This is a genomic window from Actinacidiphila glaucinigra (assembly GCF_900188405.1).
Taxonomy (GTDB): Bacteria; Actinomycetota; Actinomycetes; order Streptomycetales; family Streptomycetaceae; genus Actinacidiphila; species Actinacidiphila glaucinigra.
The window spans coordinates 213,686-228,107 of the sequence record NZ_FZOF01000002.1; the positions used below are offsets into that span (position 1 = coordinate 213,686).

Consider the following 14,422-nt stretch of genomic DNA (forward strand, 5'->3'; position numbering starts at 1 on the left):
GGGCGCCTGCCGATAGGATCGCGCCCTGCTCGTCGAGTCCAGGTCGAGGGGACAGCTGAGGTGGGGATTTTCCGGCGCGGGCCGAAGCGTGACCAGCGGGACACACCCCGCGACCCCGAGTACGCCTTCTTCTCGGTGGACGAGGGGGCGCGCTTCCGCGCGATCGTGCGCGAGTCGTTCGCCGAACTCGGGCTGGAGGTCACGGTCTTCGCCGACATGGTGACCGACGACTCCGGCCGGCGCTTCGGGCTCGGCAACCTCGCCGCGCTGTGCCACAACGACCGGCGCGGCCCGCGCGTGTGGCCGCAGCTGGCGCGGGAGCACATCGGGGCGGTGCTGCGCACCCTCGACGGGCCGTCGCCGCTGGAGACCATGCCCCCCGAGGAGATCCGCGAGCGGCTCTACCCGCGCCTGGTCACGCCCGACGCGGTCGACCCGGACACCTTCCGCTACGCCCGGATCGCCGCACCCGGGCTGCTGGAGGTACTCGCCCTGGACCTCCCGGAGAGCGTGATGACGCTCGCCGACCAGGCCCTGGTCCCGCTCGGCGACACCCGCGAGCTGCGCGGCCGCGCCCTGCTCAACCTGCGCGACCTGCCGGTGGAACGGCACGAGGTGGTCCGGCACGCCGACGTGCGCTTCGACGTCCTCGTCGGCGACTCCTTCTTCACCGCCGCCCGGGTGCTGGTCCTGGACGAACTCGTGGAGCGGGTCACCGGGAAGCCCCTGACCGCCGACGGGGCGCTGGTCGCCATGCCGTTCCGGCACCAGCTGGCCTTCCACGCCATCCGTGACAGCGCCGTCATCCCGGCGCTCAACGGCATGGCGGGTTTCGCCGCGGCGGGCCACGAGGACGCGGTGGGCCCCATCAGCCCGTACGTCTACTGGTGGCGGGACGGCGTGCTGACCCAGCTCAGCCGGAAGGACGGGGACGGGCTGCTGATCACGGTCGGCGAGGAGTTCCAGGACGTCCTCGAACGCCTCGTTCCCGACCAGGCGGGCGAGGAGCGATGAGCGGCGGCGATCCGGGGGGCACGACCGTCAGACCGCTGATAGGCGTCGGCTCCGAAGGACCGGCGCCCGACTACGCCGAACTGTTCCCCGAGGACCCGCCCGGCCCCGCCGGAACGCCGGAGCCGCAGTTGCAGCCGCAGCCGCGGCCGGCTGACGCGCCTCGCGGGGCGCGCCGGGCGGCGGCCCGCTCCCGCCGCCTGCGGACCGTCGTCACGGTGGCCGCGGCGGTGACCGGCGTCGGCGTACTGGCCCTGCTCGGGCACCTCGTCACCGGTCCGGGCGAGGCCGACCGTGCGCGGCCCGCCCCGAGCGCCTCGCAGCCCCGGCCGGCGCTGCCCAGCCTGCTCGACTCCGACGGCACGGCGGAGCCCTCGCACAGCGCCGGGGCCCCGTCGGCCCGGTCGGGCGCGGGCGGCTCCTCCCCGTCCGCCTCCGCCTCCGGTTCCGCGTCCGGCACAGGGGCACCGGCCTCCGCCACGGCCGGCGCGACCACCACCGCCACCGCGCAGGGCGGGGCCACCGCGACGGCCGGTTCCGGCGCGGTGCTCAAGCCGGGCTCGCGCGGCCCCGAGGTCGTGGCGCTGCAGCAGCGGCTCGCCCAGGTGCAGCTCTACGACGGCCCCGCCGACGGCAAGTACGACGGCGGGGTCAAGGACGCCGTCCAGCGCTACCAGCAGAGCCACGGCGTCACGGGCGACAGCCCGGGGTTCTACGGCCCCGGCACGCGCCGTTCGCTGGAGTCGGTCACCTCCGCGCCCTGAGCCCGCAGCGGGTTCGGCAGCGGCAGGTAGCGGGCGGCGGCGCCGTCCGCGCCGGTCCAGCGCAGCAGCAGATTGGTCTTCCCCGGGATGTGCGCGGCGGCGAGCAGCTCCCGCAGCGGCGCCGGATCGCCGTGCCCGGCCGACCACCGCGCGAGGAACGCCCGGGCCCTCGCCCACAGCACCGGGGTGAGTTCCGGGTGGCGTTCGGCGACCGCGCCCGCGATCTCCAGCAGGTTGTTGGTGACCAGGCAGTAGACCAGGCGCTCCCAGCCGTGGGCGGCGTCCACGCCCGGCCCGGGGGCGTCCGGCCGCGCATGGCGGCGCAGCAGTTCGCGGTGCCGCTCCTCGACCAGCTTGACGCCCTCGTGGTCGCGGAAGAGCGCCTGTCCGGGCAGCCCGTCGGCGTCCACGGCGACGAGCACGTTCTGCAGGTGGCACTCCAGGACGACCCCGTGCCGCAGATACGCGTGCAGCACCGGCGGCACGACCTGCCGCAGATACGCCTCCCACCAGGCCAGCGCGCCGTCCGCGGTCAGGCCGGGCGCGGCGAGCGGGCTGCCCTCGTAACCCTCGGCGACGGCCGCCGCCAGCAACGGGGTCAGCCCGGGGCGCAGGTGTGTGCCGAAGCCGTCGCGGACGAGCACGGCCAGTGCCTCGTACGCGTCCCGGCCGCCGAGGTCGGCGGTCCGGTGACCGCGGTCGGACAGGACGTCCGCCTCCGGCACGGCGCGCAGCACCTCGTCGACGGGCCCCAGCCAGCGCAGGTCGTGCCGCCACAGCCGGCGGATGTCGTTGGTGATCCGCACGTCGAGACTGAACTTCAGGAAGAGGTCGGCCTCCGGCAGGTACACCGTCCGCAGGGACGCCGTCGGCACGGCCGGTTCCACGGTGTGCCCCAGCCGCAGCAGCCGACCGTCGTGGAAGGCCGGGAGGTCGCCCAGCAGGGCCAGCTGCCAGGGGTGCGCGGGCAGGACCCGGTAGCCCTCGGGGACGTCCGGGTACTGCCGGTCGAGCACCGCGGTGTCGCCCTCACCGGCCAGCAGGTCCGCGCGGACCGCGAGCAGCGTGAGCGGGAAGCTCGTGTGCGCCTCCGGCGCGTAGGGCAGCCAGCTCTCCGGGGGGCCGCCACCGCGGGCCTTGGGCGCGGGATGGTGACGGTGACCGGCCACCAGGGCCTGCTCGGAGCGCAGATACGGATCCGCGGGGGGCGGCGCGTGCTCACGGGCCTCCAGCAGGGCGGCGAGCACGTCGCGGCTGTCGGCGATCTCGGCGGGCAGCTCGGTGCCGGCGACGCCCGTTCGGGCGGTGAGCTCGGCGGCGACCACGTCGACCAGCGCCTCCAGCGGGAGCGGCCGCCAGCCGTCCGCGGTGCGCAGCTCTGGGCCGGCGGGATGGCGTCCGGCCCGCACCCGCAGCAGCCGGCCGGTCGCGGGCAGCCGGTACACGGGACGGCCCCCGTCCTCGCCCGCGGCCTCGGCGACCTCGCGCAGCAGGCAGTTCAGCAGGGCCGTGGCGGACAGCGCCTCGGCGCGGTCCCAGGCTTCACCCACGACGGTACGTTCCCGCTGGTCGCAACGCTGCTCGATGCACGGTCGGCCGCCTCCTGCGTAGGGTAGGGACCCATCATGTACCCGCACTCGGCGGCTGCGACGCGGCGCCCCCTGGAGACGGCGTTCGCCACCGAGCTGGCGACGCTCCGTCCTGATCTGCACGACGCGTACACCGCCGCGCTCCCCGGTGCCCGCGCCGCCGTCCTCGGCCGCCTGTGGCGGGGCCTGCTCCTGGAACCACTGCCGGGCATCGCCTCGCGCGGCCCGGACCGTGTGCTCTTCCGCGACGGCCGGGTGCTCGTCGGGCCGCGCCGACTGCCGCACGACCTGGGGTCGCCGAAGGACGAACCCGCCCTGCTGCTGGACGGACGGCCCCACGACCACCCGGCCGCCCTGGTGGAGGCACTCGGACTGCCGGGGTCGGGCCTGCTGCGCGACGAACTCGACCACAGCGTCGCCTCCTTGGCCCTGTCCCGGGCGGGCGCCGCGGGCGCCGAGGGCCACGGGGGACAGCCGCCGACGCTCGCGTCCTTCGAGCAGGGCGTCGTGGACGGCCACCCGTACCACCCGTGCTGCCGCAGCCGCCCCGGTTTCTCCGTGGCCGAGCAACTGGCCTACGGGCCCGAGCACCGGCCCGTCGTCGCCCTCGACCTCGTCGCCGTCCCCGCCGCCGACTGCCTGGTCGCGGGCGCCTGGCCGGACCGGTTCCGGGACGGCGACCGGCTGCTGCTGCCCGTCCACCCCTGGCAGACCCGGCACATCCTGCCCGCCCTGGGGCTGCGCCCGTACGCCGAGGCCGCGGTCCCCACCCGGCCGCTGATGTCGGTGCGCACCGTCGCCCCGCTCGACGGCGGGCCGCATCTGAAGACGGCGCTGAGCATGCGGATGACCTCGTCCGTCCGCGACATCTCGGCCCGTTCGGTGACCGACAGCGCCGCGCTGTCCGCGCTGCTGGACGAGCTGACCCGGCGGCTCGGCGGCGACACGCTCCGCGTCACCCGCAACCTCGGGGCGGCCGCCGCCGTCGTCGGCGGTGAGCCCAGCCCCGACCTCGCCGCGCTGCTGCGGGAGTCCCCGTCCGGCTTCGCCGACCCGGCGGCCGGGGAGACCCTGCTGCCCGTCGCCGCCCTCACCGGGCGGCCCGCCGACGGCGGGCCACCCCTGCTGCACTCCCTGCTCGCGGCCGCGGGCCCGGGCGCGCCCGCGGACGGCGCCGCCTGGCTCACCGCCTTCGCCCGGCTGGCGCTCCCGGCCATGCTGCGGCTGCTGTCCTGGGGTGTCGCCCTGGAGGCGCACGGCCAGAACCTCCTGGTCGTCCTGGACCGGTACGCCCGGCCGCGGCGGCTGGTCTACCGCGACCTCGCCGACGTCCGGATCAGCCCGGTCCGCCTCGCCCGGTGCGGCGTCACCGTGCCCCCGCTCGGCCGCGGTCTCAGCGACGACCCCGCGGTCCTGCACGCCAAGCTCTACGGCTCCCTGGTCGCCACCACGTTCGGCAGCCTCGTCTCCGCCCTCGGCGAGGCCCACCGCCCCACCGAGGCACGGCTGTGGGCCGCGGTGCGCACGGAGACCGAGCGCGCCTTCGACGCCCTCCCCGCGACGGCGGACACCCGCACCGACCGCGCGGCCCTGCTCTCCGCCGCCGAACTCCCCGTCAAGGCCCTGACCCTGATGCGCCTGGAGACCCCCACGACCGGCGACCAGTGGACGGGCCTGCCCAACCCCCTGCTCTGACCGCCGGGTCGGGGAGCGACGGCCCATGCGCCCGGCGACGCGGCCGGGAACGTGGTGGCGACCGCCACCACCGGCGCCGACGGCGCGTACGCCTTCGGCGACCTGGACGCCGGCGAGTACTCGCTGGTCGCCGGCGGCTACCCGCCGGTGGCCACCCAGGTCACCGTCGGCAACGGCACCGCGGCCGCTCCCGCGGAGGCCTTCGAGACCCGAACCGAAGCCGTGCCCAGCGCGAACGCGGCCCACCCCTCGGCGACCAGCGGACACCCCTGCCCAACCCCCTGCTCCGGCTGCCGGGTCGGGGAGCGACGACCCAGGCGCCCGGCGACGCGGCCCACGCCCGGCACATCGGTACGCTCCGGCCTTCGAGACCCGAACCGAAGCCGTGCCCAGCGCGAACGCGGCCCACCCCTCGGCGACCAGCGGACACCCCTGCCCAACCCCCTGCTCCGGCTGCCGGGTCGGGGAGCGACGACCCAGGCGCCCGGCGACGCGGCCCACGCCCGGCACATCGGTACGCTCCGGCCTTCGAGACCCGAACCGAAGCCGTGCCCACCCCTCGGCGACCGGCGGACACCCCTGCCCAACCCCCCGCTCCGGCCGCCGGGACGGGGAGCGACAACCCATGCGCCCGGCGACGCGACCCATGCCCGGCACATCGGTACGCTCCGACCTTCGAGACCCGAACCGAAGCCGTGCCCAGCGCGAACGCGGCCCACCCCTCGGCGACCGGCGACCAGCGGACACCCCCTGCCCAACCCCCCGCTCCGGCCCGGGGCGTCCGGGGTCCTGGCCCGCCCGCGGTCGCTGTCGGTGCCGCCCCCTACGGTGGCGGGCATGTCCGAACCGGCCGGCACCCCGCAGTCCTTCACGACGTTGTGGACCAACGACCTGTGCCGCCACCTGGCGCGCGGCGGCTACGCCGGGCGCCGGCTGCGCGTCCTGTTCGGCGGCCCGCACCAGTCGCTGCCCAGCTTCCGGCTCGCGGGGGTCAAGCCCGGCGACCGCGTCTTCCCGGTCCGCGTCCACCGCACCCGGCTCCATGTACTGGGCCGCCTGAAGGTCGCGCGGATCATCCCGTACGGGGAGGCCGCGGACGAGTTGGCGAAGCTGCCCGACTGGTCGCCGCTGGAGGGCGGTTGCGTGTCCGAGGTGCTGGTGGGCCCGCCCGGCACGCCGCTCGACTTCGGCACCACCGTCCCCGGCGAGCTGCTGGAACGGCTCACGTACCGCTCGCGCCGCGCCGAACGCCGGCTGCGGTTCGTCGAGGACGGCCGGCTGATGCGGTCGATCGGCCTCCAGGGCGTCTACCGGCTCGCGCCCGAGTCGGCCGCCGAACTCGGCCGCCTCGTCGACGCGGCGGCCGCAGCCGGGGCACCCGCCGCGCCCACCGCCCCGCCCGTCAGTCCCGGATGACGCCCGCCGCCCGCGCCGCCGACAGCCACTGCGGGAACTCCTCCATCAGCGCGGCGTACAGCTCGGCGTCCGGGGCCGCCGAGGGCTCCTCCCCCGCGGCGTGGAAGCCGGCGTTGTCCACCAGCCGCTTGGCGGGCACCGGGAGTTCGTCGAGCTTGCGCAGGAAGTCGAAGTCCTTGCCCTCCGGGTCCCCGAAGCCGACGAACTGCCAGAAGATCGGCAGCCCGGCGGCGGAGCAGAGCAGCCGCTCGGCGGCCGTGCGCGAGGAGGGGCCGCCGTCCGTCTGGAAGACGACGAACGCGGGCTGCGTCGCCCCGGAGGCCCGGTAGTGGTCGATCACCGCCTGCATCGCCAGGTGGTAGTTGGTGCGGCCCATGTGGCCGCAGCCCTCGTGGAGCGCGTTGATCCGCCCCTCGTAGCCGTCGAGGCCGAACTCGGCGACGCCGTCCACCTCGGTGGAGAAGAAGACCACCGGCACCACCCCGTCGTCGTCGAGGTTCGCCGCGAGCCCGAGGACCTGCTCGGCCAGGCGCTGCACGGTGCCGTCCCGGTAGTGCCGCCGCATGCTGCCGGACCGGTCCAGCACCAGGTACACCGCGGCCCGTTCCCCCGCGACCCCGGCCTTCTCCAGCGACACCCGGGCGCCCTTGTACAGGCTCACCAGCCCGGGCGCCGCCGCCTGCACCTTCTCCAGACCGATGGCCATCGCGCCCCGCCTCCTCGCGCTCTCGGCTTCCGCCCCGATCGTGCCACCTCCACCCGCCCGGGGTCACCCGTCAGGTGACGCTCCACAGGCGCCGGTAGAAGGCGGTCCGCTCCGGATCCGGGGCGATGCCGTACGCGTCCAGGAGCGCGTCCTCCCAGCCGGGGCCGTAGTTCCACTCGGTGCTCCAGGTGGCGACGGCCAGATCGGCCCAGCGGTCGGCGACACCGAGGGCGCCCATGTCGACGTGGCCCGACCAGGTGCCGTCCTCGCCCAGCAGCGTGTTGGGCGCGCAGGGGTCGCCGTGGCACACCACGAGCCGTTCGACGGGCGGCGCCTGCGGCAGGTCCTCGGGCACCCGCTTGCCGGCCCGCCGGGCGCGTTCCAGGCGGGCGCCGACGGACCAGTCGTACGGGCAGCCGTCCACGGGCAGCCGTTCGTGCAGCGCGCGCAGCCCGGCGCCCAGCGCACGCACCGCGGTGCCGGGATCCGCCGTCCAGCGCGGGCTGACGGCGCTCTCCCCGGGCAGTCCGCGCGTCAGCAGCCAGGACCCGTCGTCGTCCGACCCGTGCTCCAGGACCGACGGCACGGACGTGAAGCGGCGCGCCCACTCCAGGCGCTCGGCCTCGGCCCCCAGGTCCGGCCCCGAGCCCGCCGGCGCCCACTTGGCGAACAGCCGGTCCTCCCCCGACCCGATCCGGAACGTCACCCCGCCCGCCTCGTTCCGCCACACGGGCAGCGGCGTCCGCTCCCCCGCCAGCGCCCCGATCCGCGCGGGCACCTCCACCTCGCCGTCCGGCGGCCCCGAGATCTCCACCACCGCATGCTCTCCCCGAACCCGCCCGGAGGCCAGCCCATTTCACCCGACGGGACACCTCGCCCGCAGGGCCCGGAGATGTCACGCTGGCGGCGGGCGGGCGTCTTGGGGAGGGACGGTCATGCGACGGGGGGCAACGGGCTTGCTGGGCGCGCTGGTGGGGCTCGGGCTGCTGTGCGGCTGCAGCCCGGCGCGGTTGCCGCTGGTCGCGGTCTGGACGAGCCCGGACGGCACCGCGGTGGCGAGGGTGCAGCCCTGCCCCGGCGACCACGCCTCGCGGATGGACCTGCGCAGCTGGGACGAGCGGGAGTCCGATGACGCGCCGGCCGGCGCCCTGCCGGACGAAGCGGCCGACAGCGGCTGGGACATGTGGTCGTCGGCACGCATCGGCCGCACGACCTTCCCCGTCTTCGAGCCGCCGGAATCCTGGCGGGTGGAGACCGAGGGCACGCAGGCCCTGCTGCCCGGCCGCACGTACGCGCTGTCGTTCTTCGGCCCTCGCGGCGGCGACACCTACGACGGCCACGTCTACTTCACCGCCGCCGACCTCGCCTCCCTGCGCCCCGGCCAGGTCTGGGCCGACGACCGCGCCATGAGCCGGAGCGCCTTCGCCGAGCTGGTCGGCGACACGTGCTGATCCGTACGCGGTGCACGCGGTGCACGACGAAGCCCCTGCCGGATCTCTCCGACAGGGGCTTCGTGCTGTTGTGTGGACCTGAGGGGATTCGAACCCCTGACCCCCTCGATGCGAACGAGGTGCGCTACCGGACTGCGCCACAGGCCCTTGCAACGAGGAAAACTCTAGCATCCCGGCGGGGGTGCTCCGCGCCCCCGGCGCCGGGCGGTCACTCGTTGGCGGCGCGGGGGCGGTCGCGGTCGGCGTGCTGGTCGAACAGGGGGGTGCGGGAGCGGTCTCGGGAGCGGCGCGGGGTGACCGGGGCGGTGGAGAAGGTGGGGCGCGGCGCCGGCACCTCCCAGGTGTCCTCGACGGGGACGCGCTGCTGGTCGACCCACTCGGCGTGGTCGGTCTGCTCGACGAGGGCGCGCCGGTCGGCCGTCGCGGGCTCCTCGGCGGGCGGTGCGGGTTCGGCCGCATCGGGGACGTCGGGGGCGGGCTCGCGGGTCGTACGGGCCTCGCGCAGGCGCTTGGCGGCGTCGGCGGCGCGGCGCTGGTCGAGCTTGACCTCGAAGCGACGGCGTTCCTGGACGCGCAGGTACGCGATGTAGAACGTGAGCAGCACGGCGGGCACGGCCGGGGCCCAGAGGAAGGCGACACCGCCGACGGCGGCCACGATCATGCACGCGGTGAAGCCCAGGAAGAGCATCGTGATGGTGCGGCGGCGGGCCACGAGCACCTTGGCCCGCGGATTGGGCTTCTTCGCCTTCCCGGCGTTCGCCTGACCGCCCTGCTTCGCCGCCTTCCCCGCCTTCCCCGCCTTCACGTTCTGCCGGGACTTCGGCTTCACCTCCGTCGCGGGCACGGCAAGGGCCCGGACGTCGACCGCGGGCTCCGCCTCGGCCTCCGATTCCGGGTCCGCCGTCGCGGCGTACCTGCGCTCCAGGGCCGCGCGTCCGGACAACAGCCGGATGGCGGTGCTGAAGCGTTCCGTCGGGCGCGCTTCGTTGAGCTCGTCCTGCCTACGGAGCCACATCGGCACCAAGTAGGCAGCCCAGGCCCCGACGATGACTGCGTAGATGAGGCCGCTGCTGCTCACGCATCACACGGTAGGGGGGTTCACGACAGGGGATACGCAATTTGGCGCGGTGTGTCGCACGATCTGGCTGATACTCCGAAATTTTTTTCTGATTGCGTTCAAGTCGGAGTCGGTTCGGCGGCCTTTTTCGAACAGATATTTTATTTGTGAGCCGTACCAGGTCGGGCCTGGTGCCAGCGGTGGAGCATTCCCTCCGGCACCTCCTCCGCCGTCAACGCGAAGACCAGGTGGTCACGCCAGGCTCCGTCGATATGCAGATAGCGGGGACGCAGTCCTTCCTCGCGGAAGCCGAGTTTCTCCACCACCCGCCGGCTCGGCATGTTCTCCGGCCGGATGCAGACCTCGATGCGGTGCAGTCCCACCGCGCGGAAGCAGTGGTCGACGGCGAGCGCGACCGCGGTGGGCATGACCCCGCGGCCGGCGACGGCCTCGTCGACCCAGTAGCCGACGTGGGCGCTGCACATGGAGCCCCAGGTGACCCCGGCGACGGTGAGCTGCCCGGCGAGCCGCCCCCGGTAATCGATGACGAACGGCATCATGCGGCCCGCGGCGGCCTCGTGGCGCAGATGGCGGACCATCTGCCGGTAGGTGGGCCGCTGGGTGAGATGACCGGGCGGGGCCGGGGGCACGGTGGCCTCCCACGGCCGCAGCCATTCGCGGTTGCGCCGGTTCACCTCACGCCAGGCTCGCTGGTCGCGCATCCTTATCGGGCGGAGGAGGACGTCCCCGTCCGCCAGCTCGGCCGGCCAGGACCCGTTCAGCTCGGTCTCCCCGACGTCGGGTGGTCGCCGCCGCGGATCTGCTCGACGGCATGGACGAGGATCGGGGCCAGAACGGCCAGGCCGTCCTTGACGCCGCCGGTCGAACCGGGGAGGTTCACCACCAGGGTGCGCCCGGCGACACCGCAGACACCGCGGGACAGCGCGGCCGTCGGCACCTTCTCGCGGCCCGCGGCGCGCACCGCCTCGGCGACGCCGGGGACCTCGTAGTCGAGGACGGCGCGGGTGACCTCCGGGGTGCGGTCGGTGGGCGAGATGCCGGTGCCGCCCGTGGTGACCACGACGTCGTACCCCTCGGCCACCGCCTCCCGCAGCGCGCCGCCGACGGGGTCGCCGTCCGGGACGACGCGCGGGCCGTCGACGGTGAAGCCCATCGCCCGCAGCCCGGCGACGACCAGCGGGCCGCCCCGGTCCTCGTAGACCCCGGCGGCCGCGCGGTTGGACGCGGTGATGGCGAGTGCCCTCATCGGGTGCGGCTCCAGTCGCCGGACTTGCCGCCGGACTTCTCCTCGACCCGTACGTCCGTGATGACCGCGGCCTTGTCGACGGCCTTGACCATGTCGACGACCGTGAGCGCGGCGACGCTCACCGCGGTGAGGGCCTCCATCTCGACGCCCGTGCGGTCGGTGGTCTTCACGGTGGCGGTGATGTCCACGGAGGAGTCGCCCACGGCGAGGTCGACCTTGACCCCGGAGACCGCCAGCGGGTGGCAGAGCGGGATGAGGTCGGGGGTGCGCTTGGCGCCCATGATCCCGGCGATGCGCGCGGTGGCGAGGGCGTCGCCCTTGGGCACGCCCTCGCCCCGCAGCAGCTCGATGACGCGCGGCGACACCAGGACCCGGCCGGTGGCACGGGCGGTGCGGGCGGTGACGTCCTTCTCCGAGACGTCGACCATCCGGGCCGCCCCCGCGTCGTCGATGTGCGTCAGATGCTGCTGTTCTGTCATCGGTACGGCACTCCCACTGCTCGCCGCGTGCTCGCGTGGGCAGTAACGGTACCCGCTCAGTCGAGCAGCACGACGTCGACCTCCGAGCCCGCCGCGACCTCCGTCGTGTCCTCCGGCACCACGATCAGCGCGTTCGCGTGGGCGAGCGCCTTGACCAGGTGCGATCCGGCACCGCCCACAGGGGTGACCCGGCCGGAGGAAGGGTCGTGCCGGCCGCGCAGGAACTGCCGCCTGCCCTTGGGCGAGGAGGTCAGCTCGCCCTCGCACACGGCCCGCACGGTCGTCCGGAACACCGGCTCCACACCCATCAGGGTGCGGATCGCGGGCCGCACGAACACCTCGAACGAGACGTAGGCGCTGACCGGGTTGCCGGGCAGGGCGATCAGCGGGGTGCGCTCGGGCTCCGGCGGAGCGGCCTCCGTGCGCTCACCGTCGTCCTCCGCCTCGGCGCGGGCACCGACGTCGATGAAGCCGAAGCCCTGCGGCTTGCCGGGCTGCATCGCCAGCTTGCGGAAGTCGATCTCCTCGCCGAGGGCCTCCTTCACCACGTCGTACGCGCCGACGCTGACGCCGCCGCTGGTGACCACGAGGTCCGCCCGGATCAGCTGGTCCTCGACGGTGGCCCGGAAGGTCTCGGCGTCGTCCGCGACCGCGCCCACCCGGTAGGACTGGGCGCCGGCCTCGCGGGCGGCGGCGGTGAGCATGTAGCTGTTGGAGTCGTGGATACGGCCCGGGCCCAGCTCCTCGCCGGGCGGGACCAGCTCGCTGCCGGTGGAGACCACGACCACCCGCGGCCGGGGCCGCACCCGTACCGTGGCCCGGCCGACGGCGGCGAGCAGGGCGATCTGCGGCGGGCCCAGCACCGTGCCGGCGCTCAGCGCCAGCTCGCCCGCGGCGACGTCGCTGCCGCGGGCGCGGACGTGGTCGCCCCGCCCGACAGGCCGGTAGACGCGTACTTCGCCGCCCACGGCGTCGGGGCTCCGGCTCGCGGCCGGCATGCCCACGACCGGAGCGCCGCCCGTGCCGCCGTCGGTCCACTCGACGGGGACGACGGCCTCGGCGCCGGGCGGCAGCGGGGCGCCGGTCATGATCCGGGCGGTCTGCCCGGGCCCCACGGTGGGCAGTTCGCCACTGCCGGCCGCCACGTCACCGATGACGGTGAGAACGGCCGGATGGGATGCGTCGGCGCCCTGGGTGTCGGTGGTGCGGACCGCGTAGCCGTCCATCGAGCTGTTCTCGAAGGGCGGCAGCGCGACCGGCACCATGACGTCCTCGACAAGGACGCACCCCTGGGCGTCGAGGAGTTGCAGCTCGATGGGTTCCAGCGGCTTCAGTTGCCGCAGGATGTTGTCGAGGTGCTCCGAGACGGACCAGACGCGGTCGGCCGTGCCGCTGCTCAATCTTGCATCTCCTCGCTGACATACGTGCGCAGCCAGGACCGGAAGTCCGGCCCCAGGTCATCACGTTCGCATGCCAGTCGGACAATCGCACGCAGGTAGTCGCCACGGTCTCCGGTGTCGTAGCGCCGGCCGGTGAAGATGACGCCGTGCACGGGCCCGTCCGGGCCGTCCTCCTGGGCCAGTTCGCGCAGCGCGTCGGTCAGCTGGATCTCGCCGCCGCGGCCGGGCTGGGTCTTGCTGAGCACCGCGAAGACCGAGGGGTCCAGCACATAGCGCCCGATGACCGCGTACGCGGAGGGGGCCTCGCCCAGCGCGGGCTTCTCGACGAGGTCGGTCACCCGGACCACGTCGTCGTCACCGGTGGGGACTATGGCGGCGCAGCCGTACAGGTGGATCTGGCTCGGGTCCACCTCCATCAGCGCGACGACGCTGCCGCCGTGCCGCTCCTGCACCTCGATCATGCGGCCGAGCAGCGGGTCCCGGGGGTCGATCAGGTCGTCGCCGAGCAGCACCGCGAAGGGCTGGTCGCCGACGTGCGGCTCGGCGCAGAGCACGGCGTGGCCGAGGCCGCGCGGGTCGCCCTGGCGGACGTAGTGCATGGTGGCGAGGTCGCTGGACTCCTGGACCCGTGCCAGGCGCGCCTCGTCGCCCTTGGCGGTCAGCGCCGACTCAAGCTCGTAGTTGCGGTCGAAGTGGTCCTCGAGCGGCCGCTTGTTCCGGCCTGTGATCATGAGGACGTCGGAGAGGTTCGCGGCGACGGCCTCCTCGACGACGTACTGGATGGCGGGCTTGTCGACCACCGGCAGCATTTCCTTCGGAGTCGCCTTCGTGGCGGGCAGGAAACGGGTGCCAAGCCCGGCGGCAGGGATGACAGCCTTGCTGATCCGGGTACGCGCGTGAGTCATGGGGCAACGATAACCGCTGTATATGAGGTGAAGATGAAGTTCCGGTTGCTTGATGGCGATAGGCGGCGGTTGCACGTCAAATGAGAGAGGACAACGTTAGCAAGAGGGAGTTGCGGGAACGCCTCCTCCAGGTGAGGCGCGGGTTGACGCCCGGTGACCGCGCGGAGGCCGAACGGGTGATCGCGCAACACGCCCTGGACCTGCCCGAATTGTCGCGGGCCCGGACGGTGGCGGCCTACGTGTCGATGGGCGGCGAGCCCGGCACCCGCGCGCTGCTCGACCTGCTGCGCGAACGCGGGCAGCGGGTGCTCCTGCCGGTCCTACTCCCCGACAACGACCTGGACTGGGCTCCCTACGAGGGCCCCGGCGGCCTGGTGCGGGCCGCCCGCGGCCTGTACGAGCCGACCGGTCCCCGCCTCGGCCCGGACGCGGTCACCCGGGCGGACGCGGTCCTGCTCCCCGGGCTGGCCGTCGACGGCCGGGGGCTGCGGCTGGGCCGCGGCGGGGGCTCGTACGACCGGGTCCTGGCCCGGCTGGACGCGGCGGGGGCGACGCCGGCGCTGGTGGTTCTGCTGTACGCGCACGAGGTGCTGGACCGGGTGCCCGACGAGCCGCACGACCGGCCGGTCGACGCGGTGGTCACCCCGGAGGGCGTGCGGCGCTTCGGGAAGGGCTGAGGACG

15 protein-coding genes and 1 tRNA gene are annotated in these 14,422 nt (G+C 74.7%); 6 read left to right on the top strand and 10 right to left on the bottom strand.

Annotated elements, in window-relative coordinates:
* The first annotated feature begins 60 nt into the window (after positions 1-60).
* Positions 61-1,014 (top strand): hypothetical protein, encoded by a 954-nt coding sequence (locus tag CHF15_RS04880; protein WP_089222356.1) that lies wholly within the window; start codon positions 61-63, stop codon positions 1,012-1,014.
* The gene (locus CHF15_RS04885) at positions 1,011-1,775 is read left to right on the top strand and encodes a peptidoglycan-binding domain-containing protein (protein ID WP_089222357.1); all 765 of its coding nucleotides are present in this window, start codon (positions 1,011-1,013) and stop codon (positions 1,773-1,775) included. Before CHF15_RS04880 ends, CHF15_RS04885 begins: the two co-directional genes overlap by 4 nt.
* Here CHF15_RS04885 and CHF15_RS04890 read toward each other — a convergent pair.
* Positions 1,724-3,325, bottom strand: a complete 1,602-nt coding sequence (locus CHF15_RS04890) for an IucA/IucC family protein (RefSeq protein WP_089222358.1) — start codon at positions 3,323-3,325, stop codon at positions 1,724-1,726. The two genes, CHF15_RS04885 and CHF15_RS04890, sit on opposite strands and share 52 nt — an antisense overlap.
* Before the next feature lie 75 nt (positions 3,326-3,400).
* Between CHF15_RS04890 and CHF15_RS04895 the strand changes: the two genes are divergently transcribed.
* Together CHF15_RS04895 and CHF15_RS04900 are read left to right on the top strand one after the other, a co-directional pair.
* Positions 3,401-5,059, top strand: coding sequence for an IucA/IucC family protein (locus tag CHF15_RS04895; RefSeq protein WP_089222359.1), 1,659 nt, complete (start codon positions 3,401-3,403; stop codon positions 5,057-5,059).
* An 837-nt stretch (positions 5,060-5,896) separates the two neighbouring features.
* Positions 5,897-6,475, top strand: a complete 579-nt coding sequence (locus CHF15_RS04900; RefSeq protein WP_179279664.1) for a hypothetical protein — start codon at positions 5,897-5,899, stop codon at positions 6,473-6,475.
* Here the strand turns inward: CHF15_RS04900 and CHF15_RS04905 are convergent.
* Positions 6,462-7,181, bottom strand: a complete 720-nt coding sequence (locus CHF15_RS04905; RefSeq protein WP_089222360.1) for a vWA domain-containing protein — start codon at positions 7,179-7,181, stop codon at positions 6,462-6,464. The genes CHF15_RS04900 and CHF15_RS04905 overlap by 14 nt on opposite strands.
* Positions 7,182-7,251: 70 nt before the next feature.
* Entirely contained in the window at positions 7,252-7,998 is a 747-nt protein-coding gene (locus CHF15_RS04910; RefSeq protein ID WP_089222361.1) for an aminoglycoside 3'-phosphotransferase, read from the bottom strand.
* Between the two features lie 118 nt (positions 7,999-8,116).
* On the opposite strand from CHF15_RS04910, the gene CHF15_RS04915 reads away from it, so the two are divergent.
* Positions 8,117-8,632, top strand: a complete 516-nt coding sequence (locus tag CHF15_RS04915) for a hypothetical protein (protein ID WP_143681521.1) — start codon at positions 8,117-8,119, stop codon at positions 8,630-8,632.
* Positions 8,633-8,705: 73 nt separating this feature from the next.
* Here the strand turns inward: CHF15_RS04915 and CHF15_RS04920 are convergent.
* The 7 genes from CHF15_RS04920 to CHF15_RS04950 all read right to left on the bottom strand — a co-directional run bounded on the left by CHF15_RS04920 (position 8,706) and on the right by CHF15_RS04950 (position 13,740).
* A tRNA-Ala gene (locus tag CHF15_RS04920) sits at positions 8,706-8,779 on the bottom strand.
* Between the two features lie 61 nt (positions 8,780-8,840).
* Positions 8,841-9,710, bottom strand: coding sequence for a divisome protein SepX/GlpR (gene sepX / locus CHF15_RS04925; protein WP_089222363.1), 870 nt, complete (start codon positions 9,708-9,710; stop codon positions 8,841-8,843).
* Between the two features lie 140 nt (positions 9,711-9,850).
* The gene (locus CHF15_RS04930; RefSeq protein ID WP_089222364.1) at positions 9,851-10,471 is read right to left on the bottom strand and encodes a GNAT family N-acetyltransferase; all 621 of its coding nucleotides are present in this window, start codon (positions 10,469-10,471) and stop codon (positions 9,851-9,853) included.
* A complete protein-coding gene (locus CHF15_RS04935) occupies positions 10,468-10,956 on the bottom strand; it encodes a MogA/MoaB family molybdenum cofactor biosynthesis protein (protein ID WP_089222365.1) in 489 nt (162 codons plus the stop codon). The genes CHF15_RS04930 and CHF15_RS04935 overlap by 4 nt, the downstream gene beginning before the upstream one ends.
* Positions 10,953-11,435, bottom strand: coding sequence for a cyclic pyranopterin monophosphate synthase MoaC (moaC, locus tag CHF15_RS04940; protein ID WP_089222366.1), 483 nt, complete (start codon positions 11,433-11,435; stop codon positions 10,953-10,955). The genes CHF15_RS04935 and moaC overlap by 4 nt, the downstream gene beginning before the upstream one ends.
* A gap of 56 nt (positions 11,436-11,491) precedes the next feature.
* On the bottom strand, positions 11,492-12,835 hold the full coding sequence (locus CHF15_RS04945; RefSeq protein ID WP_089222367.1) for a molybdopterin molybdotransferase MoeA: 1,344 nt from the start codon (positions 12,833-12,835) through the stop codon (positions 11,492-11,494).
* Positions 12,832-13,740 carry a UTP--glucose-1-phosphate uridylyltransferase gene (locus CHF15_RS04950; RefSeq protein ID WP_089222368.1) on the bottom strand — a complete coding sequence of 303 codons (909 nt, stop codon included), beginning with the start codon at positions 13,738-13,740 and terminating at the stop codon, positions 12,832-12,834. The genes CHF15_RS04945 and CHF15_RS04950 overlap by 4 nt, the downstream gene beginning before the upstream one ends.
* Before the next feature lie 80 nt (positions 13,741-13,820).
* Here CHF15_RS04950 and CHF15_RS04955 point away from each other — a divergent pair, with 80 nt between their 5' ends.
* Entirely contained in the window at positions 13,821-14,417 is a 597-nt protein-coding gene (locus CHF15_RS04955; protein WP_089222369.1) for a 5-formyltetrahydrofolate cyclo-ligase, read from the top strand.
* Positions 14,418-14,422: the final 5 nt, after the last annotated feature.

What these genes read in the sequence shown, in the direction of transcription:
- CHF15_RS04885 (WP_089222357.1), top strand. Translation starts at nt 1,011, where the DNA reads ATGAGCGGCGGCGATCCGGGGGGCACGACCGTCAGACCGCTGATAGGC.
- CHF15_RS04895 (WP_089222359.1), top strand. Translation starts at nt 3,401, where the DNA reads ATGTACCCGCACTCGGCGGCTGCGACGCGGCGCCCCCTGGAGACGGCG.
- CHF15_RS04900 (WP_179279664.1), top strand. Translation starts at nt 5,897, where the DNA reads ATGTCCGAACCGGCCGGCACCCCGCAGTCCTTCACGACGTTGTGGACC.
- CHF15_RS04905 (WP_089222360.1), bottom strand. Translation starts at nt 7,181, where the DNA reads ATGGCCATCGGTCTGGAGAAGGTGCAGGCGGCGGCGCCCGGGCTGGTG.
- CHF15_RS04915 (WP_143681521.1), top strand. Translation starts at nt 8,117, where the DNA reads ATGCGACGGGGGGCAACGGGCTTGCTGGGCGCGCTGGTGGGGCTCGGG.
- CHF15_RS04935 (WP_089222365.1), bottom strand. Translation starts at nt 10,956, where the DNA reads ATGAGGGCACTCGCCATCACCGCGTCCAACCGCGCGGCCGCCGGGGTC.
- moaC (WP_089222366.1), bottom strand. Translation starts at nt 11,435, where the DNA reads ATGACAGAACAGCAGCATCTGACGCACATCGACGACGCGGGGGCGGCC.
- CHF15_RS04950 (WP_089222368.1), bottom strand. Translation starts at nt 13,740, where the DNA reads ATGACTCACGCGCGTACCCGGATCAGCAAGGCTGTCATCCCTGCCGCC.
- CHF15_RS04955 (WP_089222369.1), top strand. Translation starts at nt 13,821, where the DNA reads ATGAGAGAGGACAACGTTAGCAAGAGGGAGTTGCGGGAACGCCTCCTC.